Source organism: Allobosea minatitlanensis, assembly GCF_964020775.1.
In genome coordinates, this window is record NZ_OZ224509.1 from 2160447 (window position 1) to 2174419 (window position 13973).

Annotated in this window: 10 protein-coding genes; 9 read left to right on the plus strand and 1 reads right to left on the minus strand. The window is 69.4% G+C overall.

The genetic code is table 11. From position 1 onward, the window contains the following. The first annotated feature begins 2 nt into the window (after positions 1-2). The 9 genes from ACWH43_RS10840 to ACWH43_RS10880 all read left to right on the plus strand — a co-directional run bounded on the left by ACWH43_RS10840 (position 3) and on the right by ACWH43_RS10880 (position 12874). The gene (locus ACWH43_RS10840; protein WP_260349402.1) at positions 3-3071 is read left to right on the plus strand and encodes a lytic transglycosylase domain-containing protein; all 3069 of its coding nucleotides are present in this window, start codon (positions 3-5) and stop codon (positions 3069-3071) included. Further along, positions 3068-5266, plus strand: coding sequence for a hypothetical protein (locus ACWH43_RS10845; protein WP_260349403.1), 2199 nt, complete (start codon positions 3068-3070; stop codon positions 5264-5266). Before ACWH43_RS10840 ends, ACWH43_RS10845 begins: the two co-directional genes overlap by 4 nt. Next, positions 5263-7866 (plus strand): hypothetical protein, encoded by a 2604-nt coding sequence (locus ACWH43_RS10850; RefSeq protein WP_260349404.1) that lies wholly within the window; start codon positions 5263-5265, stop codon positions 7864-7866. The genes ACWH43_RS10845 and ACWH43_RS10850 overlap by 4 nt, the downstream gene beginning before the upstream one ends. Beyond that, entirely contained in the window at positions 7863-9263 is a 1401-nt protein-coding gene (locus ACWH43_RS10855; protein ID WP_260349405.1) for a hypothetical protein, read from the plus strand. The genes ACWH43_RS10850 and ACWH43_RS10855 overlap by 4 nt, the downstream gene beginning before the upstream one ends. Continuing rightward, positions 9260-9715: a hypothetical protein gene (locus ACWH43_RS10860; protein ID WP_260349406.1), complete on the plus strand. Its 456-nt coding sequence runs from the start codon at positions 9260-9262 to the stop codon at positions 9713-9715. The genes ACWH43_RS10855 and ACWH43_RS10860 overlap by 4 nt, the downstream gene beginning before the upstream one ends. A 10-nt stretch (positions 9716-9725) precedes the next feature. Continuing rightward, positions 9726-10724, plus strand: coding sequence for a peptidoglycan-binding protein (locus ACWH43_RS10865; RefSeq protein WP_260349407.1), 999 nt, complete (start codon positions 9726-9728; stop codon positions 10722-10724). Further along, on the plus strand, positions 10721-10975 hold the full coding sequence (locus tag ACWH43_RS10870; protein ID WP_260349408.1) for a hypothetical protein: 255 nt from the start codon (positions 10721-10723) through the stop codon (positions 10973-10975). The genes ACWH43_RS10865 and ACWH43_RS10870 overlap by 4 nt, the downstream gene beginning before the upstream one ends. A gap of 92 nt (positions 10976-11067) precedes the next feature. Then, positions 11068-11385, plus strand: coding sequence for a hypothetical protein (locus tag ACWH43_RS10875; RefSeq protein WP_260349409.1), 318 nt, complete (start codon positions 11068-11070; stop codon positions 11383-11385). Between the two features lie 157 nt (positions 11386-11542). Then, a complete protein-coding gene (locus ACWH43_RS10880; RefSeq protein ID WP_158446561.1) occupies positions 11543-12874 on the plus strand; it encodes a peptidoglycan DD-metalloendopeptidase family protein in 1332 nt (443 codons plus the stop codon). Between the two features lie 166 nt (positions 12875-13040). Here the strand turns inward: ACWH43_RS10880 and ACWH43_RS10885 are convergent, their stop codons facing one another. Then, positions 13041-13931, minus strand: a complete 891-nt coding sequence (locus ACWH43_RS10885; protein ID WP_158446562.1) for an ATP-binding protein — start codon at positions 13929-13931, stop codon at positions 13041-13043. Positions 13932-13973 lie beyond the last annotated feature (42 nt).

The window sequence follows — 13973 nt, forward strand, 5'->3', positions numbered from 1 at the left end:
GCATGGCGCAGGCTCCCATCATCGTCTCGCGCCAGCGCCTCGGCGGTCCGCAGGCCCTGCCGCAGCTCTCGACCGGCGAAGGCCAGCTGCAGACGCAGATTGCCGGCACGCGCCGCGCCGCCCAGGCCGAGATCGCCGGCATCGAGGGAGAGGCCCAGGCCGAGATCCAGGGTAGCCGCGCCATCACCCAGGCCGCGATGGGCAAGAACGCGGCCGAGACGAAATTCGCCGGGGCGGTCTCCCAGGCGGCGCAGAGCATCGGCAACGCCATCCAGGACGCGCAGGCGCAGACCCGGCTGATCGAGGCGCAGAGCGCGCTGCTGAAGAAGCAGGAAGCGCGCCGCGAGGAATTCCGCAACGATCCCGACTGGCAGAGCGCGCCGACGCGCCTCGCCGAGGCGATGAGGAAGGACCAGGACGAGATCCTGTCCGGCTTCGGCGCGAGCGACCAGGCCAAGCTCTCGCAATCGGTCCTGCGCTCCAGCCTCTCGCTCCAGCGCGAGATCAGCCAGACCTCGCTCTCGAAGATGAACAACGCGGCCGTCGCCTCGCAGACGGAACTGTCGCAGACCTATCTCAGCCGTGCGTCGCGCGCGACCTCGGCCGAGGAGCGCCTGGCCATCGTGCAGGAGAACGACACGGCGATCGACGATCTGGTCAAGCGCGGCATCCTGGAGCCGACGCAGGCGCTCACCTCCAAGCAGAATTTCCGCCAGCAGCTCGACCAGACGGAGCTCTACAAGGGCATCAAGAGCAACCCGGAAGGCACGCTCAAGGCCCTCCAGGATCCCGCCATGTTCGGCTCGCTGACGCCGCTCCAGCGCGAGACGGCGACCGCGCAGGCGCAGGCCGCGCTCGACGAGCGGAAAGGCCTGGAAGCGCAGGACATGCAGAAGCGCGACCCGGCCGGGGCGGCAGCGACCTATTCGCGTGCGCCGGAACAAGGCATCGTCGGCCAGGTCGTGCGCCGTGCCCTGATCCCCGGGGAGAGCAGCGGCAACGCTGGGGCGCAGAGCCACGCCGGGGCCGCCGGCATCGCCCAGATCATGCCGGACACGGCGCGGCGGCTCGCAAAATCGAAAGGCTGGACGGACCTCGACGGGCTCGACGATGCCGGCGTGCGCGCCTGGCTCAAGGCCAATCCCGAGAAATCGACCCTCATGGCCGAGCGGGAGATCGGCGATATCTGGCGGCGGACCGGATCGCTCGCCGCGGCTTTTGCCGGGTATCACGCCGGCCAGGGTGCGGCGGATGCCTGGCACGCCAGGGCCGTCGCGCAGTTCGGTGAGGGTTATACGGCCGCGCAGTTTCTGTCTGTCATTCCCGAAAGCTCGACCGATGCCAAGAACGGCAAGCCGGGCATGACGACGCGCGATTACGTCGCCGGCATGCTCGCGCGCGCCGGGGCCGATCCCGGCCGGGGCGGTGTCTCGACCAATGCCGCCTACCGCATCGGTTCCGCCGTCGACACCGGCATCAAGGCGGACCTCACCCAGCAGCGCCAGCAGCTCAACCAGCTGGTCAGCCTGACGCAGGACGATCGCGACGCCGTGCTGACGGCCTTCAAGAACGGCTACGCTGTCGATCCGCAGGCGGTCGCTGCTGCCAAGGCCCCCCTGATCGCGGCCGCTGCGGCCGGGGACGCGACGGCGGTCCAGAAGCTGCGGCAGTTCACCGAGCTCGAACAGGTCGCGCCGATCGTGCGCGAGGCCTACCAGATGAACCCGGCCGCGCTCGAAACCGGCATCGCCGTGCTGCGCCGGGAGATCGCCAATGGCAATGCCGGCGCGCCGGCCCAGCGCCGCCTCCAGGTCTTCGAGGCGGTGCAGAGCGAGGTGACCAAACAGGCGGGTGAGAACCCGGTCGGCCTGATCGAGCGCTCGGGCCGCCAGCCGGTCACCGCGATCCCCGTCCAGGCTCCCGCGACCGCACCCGAATTCGGCCAGGCGCTTCAGCAGCGGGCCGTCGTCGCCGCCGACGCGCAGCGCCTCTACCAGGGCGAGCTCAAGCCGCTGAAGCCGCAGGAGGCGGCCCAGCTCAAGCAGCGCTATCAGGACGCGACCGCGCCGGAGCGTCTCGACCTGGTCAAGGCCTTCCATCAGAATATGCCGGGCCCGGCCTTCGACGCCGCCACCGCGCAGATCGGCGCGGACAAGCTCACCGTCACGGCCGCGCGCCTCTCCGCCGTGGATCCCGATCTCGGGCCCAAGATCATGCGCGGTGCGGCCCTGCTCAAGAGCAAGGGCGTCGACGACGGCAAGGCGGCAGATCTGCGCACGGCGTTGGGCAATACGCTCGGCCGCTCCGTCTTCCCGCCGGAAGTCCAGGGCGAGCTCGTCGACGCGGCGCTGGCGATCTATGTCGCCGACCGCGACGGCAAGGGCGCTCTGTTCGACAATTCCGATCCGCGCGCGCTCGAAGCCGCGATCGAGAGCGTCACCGGCAAGCTCGCCAAGGTCAACGGCGTCAAGGTGCCGCTGCCGCGCGGCATCAGCGAAACCCAGTTCGCGCGCGGCCTGGCCGATCTGCGCGCCGAGGATCTGGGCGGCACGCCGGTCGGCCGGGATGGCCAGCCGCTCGATATCGGTTTCCTGCGCTCCTATGGCCGGCTGCGACCGCAGGGCCTCGGCGACGGCCGCTACATGGTGATGCTGCCGGGGCCCGGCGGGCAGGACGCCGCCGTGCGCGGCGCGGACGGCCAGCCTCTTGTCGTCGACATGCTGCCCACTGTGAAACGGGCGGAGGCGGCCTGGCCGCAAGTCCAGGGCAACGAGATGGCGCAGGCCTATTGGGACGCGCAGTCCGGCAACGTCATGCGCCGCGCCGATCCGACCTTCCGGGGCGAAATGTCCCCGGCGCGCGGGCCCTACGCGACGCCAGCGGAGGAAAAGGCCCGCTCGCTGGAGATCGCCCGCCAGCAGCTCAAGGATCTCGAAGCCGAGCGGGATGGATACGCCAATGCCCGCGCGCCGCATCCCGATAGCATTCTCGGCCGGCAGGTCCGGGCCCGTATCGAGCGCGATCTGGCCGTGACCCGCCAGCGTCTCAAGGATCTGGGAGGCGAGCCATGAGCTGGGACAGCGCCTTCGCCGGTGAACGCGAGCAGGCGGCGCGCGGCCCGGTTCCGGCCGCGCCCGCGACACTGGGCGAGATCTGGCGTTCGGGCTGGGATGCCGCCGGGCTCGATACGGTGTTCGGGCAGGGCGATCCCTGGAACCAGGCGCAAGGGGAGCTGCGCCAGGCCGTCGAGGGCGCGGCCGGCATGAGCGCCGCCGAGCTCGCCAAGGCCCAGGGCCGCAGCCTGCGCGCCGTCGACTGGGCCGGCGCGACCTGGCAGGACCAGGCGCGCGAGCTCGGCGAGCTCTCGGCCGGGTTGACGCCCGAGCAGCAGGAGAAGGTCAAACCCTTCCTGGACGTGCCGGCCCGCGCCCGCCGGATCTCGGCCGACCGCGAGCGCCAGGCGGCGGACATCGCCGACCGGACCTATGGCCTGACCGGCCATGCGGTCGGCTTTCTCGCCGGCGTGAGCCGTGCCGCGATCGATCCCATCAATCTCGGCACGATGTTCCTGGGCGGGCCGTTGGCGAGCTCGGTCCCGAAGATGCTGGCCCGCGAGGCCGCGCTCGGGGCTGGCATCCAGGCCGTGCAGGAGCCGTTCGTGCAGGCCGGCCGCGCCGAGCTCGGCCTTGAGGCCGGCATCGGCCGGGCGCTCGGGAACGTGCTGGAGGCCGGTATCGGCAATGCCGGGCTCGCCGGCCTGTTCCGGGGCGCCGGCTGGCTGATGAGCCGCGCCGCCCGTGCCGGCGATGCTCCGGCCGTCCGCGCCGCCGATGCCGTTTCCCAGGCCTTGCAGGAGCCTCGACTAGACGCAGGCATGCCGGCGGCTCGCAGCGAGCTCGTGGCCAATGCCAACGCCCTGCACGCCGGCGAGGCGGTCACGCCGGCTGCGGCGGAGCCGGCCATTCCCGCGAGCCTGCGCGATCTCGGCCCGGCCGATCTCGACGCGGCGGCGCGGCTGGCCGAACGTGACGAGCTGATCGACCATCTCGCGCCCGACCAGAGCGGTGCCGGCAAGCTCGTCCATGCCGAGACGGTCGAAACGATGATCGCCAGGATGGAGGAGAGCCGGCAGGACATCATGGCCGGGCTCGACAGCAAGATCGCCGAGCTGGAGACGCGCCTGCGCCAGTCGTCGGGGGACGCGCAGGCGCAGACGGCGGGCGGGGAGGGCGTTTCTCCTCCCGCGCCACCCGCCCGCCGTCGACGCCCCCCCGCCGAGCGCAAGCCGGTCTCGCTCGCCCGCTTCATCGCCGAGAATGGCGGGCTGAAGATCGACGATCAGGGCGAGGTCCGTTACCTCGGCATCAACCAGATGTTCGTTCCCGGCGCGGGCATGGTCGGCCGGATCGACGGCAAGCTGCTCGATCGCGACCTGGAGCCGCTGCTGATCGCCGAGGGCTATCTGCGCCCGCAGGATCCGAACATGCCGTCGCGGGACGTGACGCAGGAGGTGCATGACGCGCTGGTCGCGGAGTTCACCCACAAGCGCCCGCTCTACCGCTTCCAGGACCAGGCCCGCGTCGAGCAGCTGGAGACCGGCCGCACCCTCGACATGGACCAGCGCTGGCGTGACGAGATCGCGGCCGAGGCGGACGGCATCCGCCAGCAGCTGACGGAGGCCGGGCACCGCGTGGAGGACTGGGACCCGCAGGATATCAGCGACGCGGCCGACCGGCTGGTACGCGGGGTCGACGAAAGCTGGGAAACCGCTCTGGAGCGCGTTGTCATGGCGCGCGAGCTGGCGCATGATGCCTCGCCCACGGCGCTCGCCGCCGCCGAGGACCTGCCCGATTGGGAGATTGCCGATGCAATTTTCGGCCGAGACGCACAACCAGATAGCGGCCGAGCTGGAAGCCAAGGCCGAGCAGACGCAGGAGCCGGCGGCGAAAGCCGATCTGGAGCGGCGGGCGACCAAGTTCCGGGCGCTGGCCAGGATGGCCCAGGCCAAGGCGGACCGGCAGGCGACCAGGCACTAGCCGGTAGTCTCGCCCGGCTGGCCCAGGCCAGCGACGATCCCGCCCTGTTCAAGGCGCGGCTCGCGGATCTCCAGCGCAATCTCGAAGCAGCCGGCGGCGATATCCGGCTTGAGCTCGACACAGGGCCCGTTTCCGCGCGCAAGCTCCTGGAGGAGATCCGCGACGACGCCACGGCGGCGGATGCGCTCAAGGCCTGCCTCGGTCAAGGCGTGCGGGAGGGCGGCTCATGAGCGTGCTCTCCTGTCTGTTCGGCAAGGTCGAGGCCGGCCTGGTCAAGCGCGCTTCGGCCGACAAGCTGGCCGCCGCGATCGAGGAGCGCCGGGCCGCGCTGGCTGATGCCAGATCGGCTGCGGAGCGGCCGCTCAACGCGATCGCTCTGGAGACCGCCGACGATGCGACCAGGGCGGCGGCCCGCCACGCCGATCTGACGGTGCGCTCGATCGAGGCTCAGCTTTCGACACTCCAGGTCGTGCGCGACTATGACGCCAAGGTCAGGGAGCTGCGCGCCACGCCGGGCGATTTCGGCTTCGGGAGCAAGGCCCCCGCGCTCCTGTCCGATGAGCGCAAATCGACGGTCTGGCCGGCCATCCGCTCGCTGTTCTGGCGCGACCCCCACGAGATCGCCACCTGGGGCAACGTCACCTATCTCGCGCGCACCATCCGGGGGGAGGCGCACGCGGCCTTCGCCGATACCATCGAGAAGCTCAGGGCCAAGGCCTTCGGCTTCAAGCACGAGACGCTGCGCGAGGCGGAGCTGCTGGACGCGCTCTATGGCGAGGCTGGCGCGACAGCCGAAGGCCACCGGATGGCCCAGAGCTGGAGCGGCGTGGCCGAGAACCTGCGCGAGCAGTTCAATGCCGCCGGCGGGGCGATCCCCGAGCGCAAGGGCTGGAAGCTTCCGAACCCGACGCTGGACCGCAGCAAGGTCGCGGCCGTGGCGCGCGAGGAGTTCGTGGCCGACATGCTGCGGCTGAACGACCGCGAGCAGCTGCTGGACTTCTCCACCGGCCGCATGCTCGACCAGGACGGTGTCGCGCGGGTGATGGGAGAGGTCTACGACAACGCCGTCGCCGGCTGGGTCGATGGCCCGCCGACGACCGCGACGATGGGCCGCGAGATGCTGGCCAACAGCCGGCGCGACCCGCGCATCCTCGTGTTGAAGGACGCCGCCAGCTGGCGCGAATTCGCCGGCAAGTACGGCGAGCACGACAGCCCCTTCGCGGCGATGATGAACCATATCGGGCGCATGAGCGAGGACATCGCCATGCTGCGCACGCTCGGCCCCAACCCGGAAGGGCTGAAGCGCTACATCCTCTCCCTGTTCGATCGCGAGCTGGAGAGCGTCACGGTCAGCGCGCCGGAAGGCGCGAGCGAAGCCGTCAAGGTCAAGGCGGTGAAGGAGAACCGCAAGGCGGAAAGCCGCCTCAACCGCCAGCGCCGCTCGTTCGAGACGGCCTGGGCCCATGTCAGCGGGGCGGCCGATACGCCGGTCGATACCGGCCTGGCCAACATGATGGGCAACATGCGCGCCGTGCTCGTCGCTTCGCAGATGGGCTCGGCGATCATCTCGTCGATCTCCGACCAGGCGACGCTCGCCATGGCGGCGCGCTTCAACGGCATTCCCGTCATGGGCGTGATCGGCCGTGCGATCCGGGAGCTCGGCGAGGCCGGATCCGAAGTCCGTGCGGCTCAGATGGGATTGGTTGCGGACACGCTGGCCCATGGCGTCCATGGCGCGGACCGTTTCGCCGGAGAGACCATCCGTGCCGGCCGGGCAGGGCAGCTCGCGGGCGGGGTGGTGCGGGCCTCTGGCCTGCGGCGCTGGTCGGCGGTGCTGCGCAATGCCTTTGCGCTGGAGACCATGGCGCTGCATGCCCGCGAGGCCGGCAAGGGCTTCGCCGATCTCGACCCGAAGATGCGCGAGAGCCTGTCGCGCTATGGCATCGACGCCGGTGACTGGGACGTGATCCGCCATTCTCCACTCTACCAGGAGCGGCCCGGCGCCTCATTGCTGCGCCCGATGGATGTCCGCGCCCAAGGCGGGGAGGCGGCCGGCAAGGCGGCGGACAAGCTGAAGCGGTTGATCGATACGGAGATGGACTATGCCGTGATCGAGGCCGACCCGATGACGCGGGCCCTGATCAACGGTGAGGCCCGGCCGGGCACCTATGAGGGCGAGGTGCGCCGCGCCTTCGGCCTCTACAAGACCTTCCCGCTGACTTTCGTCACCATGCATTTCGCCCGTGCCATGGCGCGGGGCTGGGACGGCTCGCGCATGGGGCATGCCGCGATCTCGTTTTCGGCGATGTGGGCGCTCGGCCTGGTCGCCATGCAGGCCAAGCAGATCGCCAACGGCAAGGACCCTTACAGCCTCGATCCGACCACGACGCGAGGTCAGCTCGCCTATGGGTCGGCCCTCCTGCAAGGCGGTGGGCTCGGCATCTTCGGAGATTTCCTCGGCCAGGACATGACCCGCAACGGCAACAGCCTGATCGCGACGCTGGCGGGCTCGCAGTTCGCGGCGGGCGAGAAGGTCGCAAAATTCGTCCTCGGCAATCTCCAGCGCGCCGGCAAGGGCGAGGAGACGCATTTCGCCGGCGATGCGCTCTATACGGCCGCGTCCTTCCTTCCCGGTTCCTCGCTCTGGTACGCCCGCCTGGGCTTCCAGCGGACGGTGCTCGACCAGCTCGCGCTCCAGATCGATCCGCGCGCGCCGGATCGTTTTCGGCGCATGGAGGACATGGCCCAGCGCGACTGGGGCCAACGCTTCTGGTGGTCGCCTGGCCGCGCCGCGCCGCAAGACACGCCTTCCTTCGGAGCCATGCCATGACGGTCGCAACCGAGCTCTGCCGCTCGACCCATCCCTGGACCGGCGTCGAGACCGCCCTCAACACCGGCTATCCCGCGGACAGTCCGGCGGACGTGCGCGTCTTTTTCCGTGCCCCCGACGGCTCCTCCGTCGAGCTGGTGGCCGGCGTCAACCACACGGTCAGCCTCGCCGTCGTCGCTGGCAACAAGGTGGCGGTGGTCGCGCCAATCTCGATCCCGGGTCCGGTCGGAACGATCGTGACGTACCGCGACACGCCGGCCCTCGTCAGCGAGACGCTTCAGGATGGCGCGGGCTTCTCGATCAGGATCGTGCAGCAGCTGTTCGATCGCGATGCCATGCGCGGGGGCGAGGCGCGCCGCGACGCCGCGCGCTCAATCATCCTGCGTCCGGCCGACGAGATCGGCTCCGGTGCCTTTGATCTCCAGGGCACCCGCATGACCAATCTCGGGCCAGGCGTAGACCCCAATGACGCGGCCACGGTGCAGCAGCTCCAGGATGTCGGCGGTTCGACGGGGAACGTGCCGCCTCCGCTCGCCAGCCAGATCGGCTTTTGGCTGGCCGCGACCGCGCTGAATACTTCGGGCTGGCGCGAAATGACGCTTGAAAGCCTGCCGCGCATTCCCGGCGGCGTCCTGCTCGGGCGCGCCTCGGCCGGAACGGGCCAGATCGAGCCCTTGGCGGAAGCGGCGATCAAGACGCTGCTGGGCATTTCAACACCTGGCAACGAGCTGATCGTTGCAGTCAGCAAAGCGGCCCAGCGCGCCGCTCTGCAAATGACGGCGCTGGGCGAGGCTATCGTATTGGCGCCCGACCAGGTCACGGCCTTGTCGGCGCTCGGGGCCGGTGCGCTCGGTCGAGCGATCCTGGCGATCGGTTCGGCGCCGGCGAGGCAGATCCTGGACTCGTCCGGTGGCTTCGTTCCGCTCGACTGGAAGCATATGCCTGTGGGTTCGGTGATCGACCGCGTACTGGTGGTGAACTCGGCCTACTCGCTCTTCAGCACGAGCATCCCGCTCGACGATACGGCCCCGCAGAGCAACGAAGGCTCTCAGATCCTCGCCGGGACGATCACGCCGAAAAGCGCGACGAACAAGCTTCGGATCTCGGTCGAGGCGCATTGCGCTTCACAGACCGCGAACGGCGCCGTCTGCGTCGCGCTTTTCGACGGAAATCCCAGCGCCATCAAGGCGACCTGGCGATACGGCCAGTTGAACTACGGCGGCGTCATCGTCCTCACGCACGAATACGTCAACGGCAGCCTCGGTCCGGTGACCCTCGCGGTACGCATGGGCGCAGGTGGCGCCAGCAACGCCGTTTCGATCAATGGTGGGTCTTCCGGTCGTCTGCTCGGCGGCAGCATGGCTTGCAGCCTTCTGATTGAGGAGATCAAGGGGTGAGTTACACGATCCTGTCTGCGGCCTACAGCAACCCATTCTTCTCCGCCGTGATCGCGGAGACGCAGGAGGCCGGATCGGTCATCATCAGCCGCGACGACGATCCCGTGGCCTGGGCGCTTCTGGACGAGATTTCCATCGCGCCGTTCGTCGAGCCGTTCGCGCTTCCCGACGACATCTCCCGCCGTCAGTTCGCCCAGGGCCTTGCCGAGCTCGGACTGATCGCCGAGGCGGACGCCGAGGAGTGGACGGCGAACGGGACACTGCCGGCGGCCATCCTCGCCCTGGTCGATGCTTTGCCGGCCGAGCAGCGCTTCCCGGCGCGCATGTTGGTGCGGGGGGCGACCAAATTCGAGTTCTCGCATCCGCTCGCCGAGGCGTTCGCCGGGCTGGCCGATCCGCCCTGGAGCCTGGAAACCCGCGCCGCTTTCTGGCGGCATTGCGCCACCCTATGAGGCCTGCCCCATGGATCTCGACCAGCTTTCCCGCATCGCAGGCAAGCCGCTCTCGCAGAAGCAGCGGGCCAATGCGCTCTCCTTCCTGATGTCGCTGCAAAGGTTCGGGCCGGTCCTCGGCCTCGACCAGCCGCACCGGGAGCAACAGTATCTCGCCCAGGCTCTGCATGAGAGTGGCGTCTTCCAATGGGATCGCGAGATCTGGGGCCCGACGCAGCAGCAGTTGAGATACGATCCGGCTTCCGGGTCGCAACTGGCCATAGATCTCGGCAATACCCAGCCGGGCGACGGGCGGCGCTACTACGGCCGCACCGGAGGCATGCTCACCGGCCGGGCGAATTATCGCGCTTTCACGGCCTGGGCGCGCAAGCACATCGACCCGGCCGCGCCGGATTTCGAGGCGGAGCCGGACAAGGTGCTGACCGATCCCTGGGAAGGGCTCGTGCCCCTCTGGTACTGGGACAGCCGGAACCTCAACAAGTATGCAGATCAGGGCGATGTCGAGAACATCACCTTGAAGATCAACGGCGGCCGCAATGGCTTCGACGATCGCCTGAAATGGCTGGGTCGCTGCTCGCTCGTGCGTCTCGGCTACGGCCCGGCCGAGCTCGCTGTCTTCCAGCGCGACGCCAGGCTGAAGGTCGACGGTATCTTCGGGCCGAAGACAAGGGCGGCGATCCATGCCCGGCTGCTCGCTCTGACGGTCCCGGCGTCCCAGCCGGCGGACGCGGCGGCTGCGCCTGTCGTCGAGGAGAAGCCGGTGGCGGTGACGCCGGCGGCGCTCGACAAGCCGATCGAGAAGACGGGCGGTTTCTGGGAACGCATCTTCACCATGGGCTCGGCCGCCACCGGCCTGGGAACCCTCGTCTTCGGCGACTGGAAGGTCACGGCGATTTCACTGGGCGGCGTCGTCGTCATCGCTGCACTCGGCCTCGTCTTCCATGCACGGATCATCGCGGCGGTGCGGGACATCAAGGCGGCGATCGCCGCGCCGAATGGTGCGGCATGAGCCTCAACCTGCGTCTCGCCCTGATCGGGATCATCGCGGCCGGCGTGTTCTTCGCCGGCTGGAAGTTCGTCGACCTGGTCGCGGTGGGCCGCGTCAGCAAGGCGACCGAAATCTTCAACCAGGAGAACCGCGATGCGGCGGATGCGATGTCTGAAGCTCGCGCGCGCGTGCGCGCTTGCTATGATGGTGGCGGCGTGTGGGACCGTGCCAAAGGCCAATGTCAGCGGTCTGTGCCGGGGGCTCGGCAATGAACTGGCGCTCGCGACCGCCCCGGCCCAAATCGACGAGATCTTCGAGGCCGGCGTTGCCGCAGGATGCTGGACCCGACCGAAGGGACGATGAGATGCCACAACCCCAGATTACCCTCGGCAATAAACTCTCGATGGCGACGCAGGGCTTCAGCCTGCTCGCGCTGCTGACCGCTATCATCCTGGCCTGGGGCAAGATGGACACGCGCATGACGGTGGCCGAGGGCAAGATCGAGCGGCAGGAAAACCAGTTGAGCCAGTTGACGGCCCAGCGCGGCGTGGACGCCGCCGCGCTGGCCACCCTCGCCGGCAAGATCGACGTGCAGAACGTTACGCTGAGCGGTCTGACGACGGCGGTGAACAAGTGGGACGATAAGGTGGAGCGCCTGCGCGGACCCGGTTCTCTGCCGTGATGACCGGCGGCCGGTGAGGGCGCCGCAAAAGCGCCGGAATAATTGCCGCGTGCCGCCAGTGATGCCGCTCAAGAAGTTGAGATCATTAACTCTAAATTAGGCTGAACGGGACTTTAATGCCCGTCATCGAGTTGCGTCGTTCGCGAGTACTCTGTCCATGTTTAGCCAAGCCGGAACGGTCAAATCCCGTCTCCTTTTCCGTCTCTCGACGGTTTGCCTGCTTGCCCTGGGTGCCAGCGCCTGCTCGTCCGAGGCGGTGCGCTTCACGGAGACGCCCTTCGACAATCCCTTCAGGACGGCCCAGGCCTCGCCGATGCGCGATCCGGTGACCACCGGCTCGATCGGTTCCGGCGCGCGGGCGCCGCTGCAGCCGGTTCCCTCCGCGCCGGTCGTGCGCTCGCAGGCCCTGCCGCCGCCGCAGTCGGCCGTCGCGATGCGCTCGGCGCCGACGCCGGCTCCCGTGCAGCCCGTTGGCGGCAGCGCCGCCGGCTGGAGCGCGGTCGGCGGCACGCCGATCGTGCTGGCGCAGGGCGAGACGCTGGACATGATCTCCTCGCGTTACGGTGTGCCGCGCGCGGCGCTGATGTCGGCCAACGGGCTGAGCAGCGCCAATGTGGCGCCGGGAACGCGCCTGACCATCCCGGTCTATAATGCGAGCGGGACCGCGGCCGCCGCCGCGGAGCCGATCCGGCACGCCGCGCCGGCCGCGTCCGAGCCGCGCGGCTTCTCTCCGCCCCTGCGCCAGGCCGCGGCCGATACCCGTTCCCAGGCCCGCGGCGCCGCCGAAGCCAGGGCCGCTGCGGCTGCCGCGGCGAAGGCCAAGGCGGAAGCCGACGCGCAGGCGATGCGGGAATCGCGCGCCCGCTTCGCGGCCGAGGCTAAGGCCAAGGCCGAGGCGCGCAAGCTTTCCGCCGCTCCTGCGGCCCGGCCGCTCGCGGACGCCAAGTCGGCCACGGCCGCGCCCGTGCGCCCCGCCAGGACCGTGGCCCCGGTCGAGCCGGCGCGGCCTGCAGCCGTCGCCAGCGCTCCGGCCGCGAAGGTCGAGCCCGCCTCCCTGCCCGATCCCAAGACCACGGCCAGCCTGCCGAAGCAGGAGAGCGTCGCGTCGTCGAGCGCCGACAAGGCGGATTTCCGCTGGCCGGCGCGCGGCCGGGTGATCTCGGGCTTCAGCGGCAAGGGCGGCAACGAGGGCATCAACATCGCGGTTCCGGACGGGACGCCGGTCAAGGCCGCCGAGGAGGGCACCGTCGCCTATGCCGGCAGCGAATTGAAGGGCTACGGCAACCTCGTCCTGATCCGCCATCCGAACGGCTATGTCTCGGCGTACGCCCATAATGGCGAGCTCAAGGTGAAGCGCGGCGACGTGGTCAAGCGCGGCCAGGTCGTGGCCAGCTCCGGCCAGAGCGGCAACGTCTCCTCGCCGCAGCTTCACTTCGAGCTGCGCAAGGGCTCGACGCCTGTCGACCCGACGCCCTATCTGAACAACTGATCCCCGATCGAAGCCGCCCAATCCGGTTTCACCCTTCGATCGGTACCCGCGAGACCCCGCCGATCGGAACAGAAACGGGACGGACCCTGGTCCGTCCCGTTTTTTGGCGTTGGGGATAGGCCGGCGGAGCGCTCCGGGTCAGTCCTCCAGCCTCAGCCTTCGAGCCTCAGCCTTCGAGCTTCTTGCCGAGGCGCCCGGCGAGATCCTGGATGTACTGCCAGGCGGTGCGGCCGGAGCGCGAGCCGCGGGTGGTCGACCATTCGAGCGCGTCGCGGCGCAATTCGTCCGGCGCGATCGCTAGCCCGAAATGGCCGACATAGCCGTTGATCATCTCCAGATATTCGTCCTGGCTGCATTTGTGGAAGCCGAGCCAGAGGCCGAAGCGGTCGGAGAGCGAGACCTTCTCCTCGATCGCCTCGCCCGGATTGATCGAGGTGGCGCGCTCATTGTCCATCATGTCGCGCGGCAGCAGGTGGCGGCGATTCGAGGTGGCATAGAACACCACGTTCTCGGGCCGCCCCTCGACGCCGCCGTCGAGCACCGCCTTGAGCGACTTGTAGGAGGTGTCGTCGCTGTCGAAGGAGAGGTCGTCGCAGAAGACGATGGCGCGGTGCGGGTCGCTGCGGAGCTGGCCCATCAGCGCGGGCAGGCTCTCGATGTCCTCGCGGTGGATCTCGATCAGCTTCAGCGGCAGCTCGCCTTTCGCCAGGCGCTGGTTGGTGTCGGCATGGACGGCCTTGACCAGCGAGGACTTGCCCATGCCGCGCGCCCCCCAGAGCAGGACGTTGTTGGCGGGAAGCCCTTTGGCGAAGCGCTCGGTGTTCTCCGAGAGCGTGTCGCGAACCCGGTCGACACCGCGCAGCAGCGAGATCGCGACGCGGTTCACCTTCGGCACCGGCACGAGCTCGGAGCCGGCGGCCTGCCAGACGAAGGCGTCCGCGGCCGCGAGGTCGATCGGCTTGCGCGGGGAGGGGGCGATGCGCTCGAGCGCGGAGGCGATCCGCAGCAGGGTGGCGAGCGTCTCGGCGGCGGTTTGATCAGGAGTCGTGTCGGTCATCTGGCATGCGCCTTCATGGTTCGGCTGGCAACCGTACCGTAC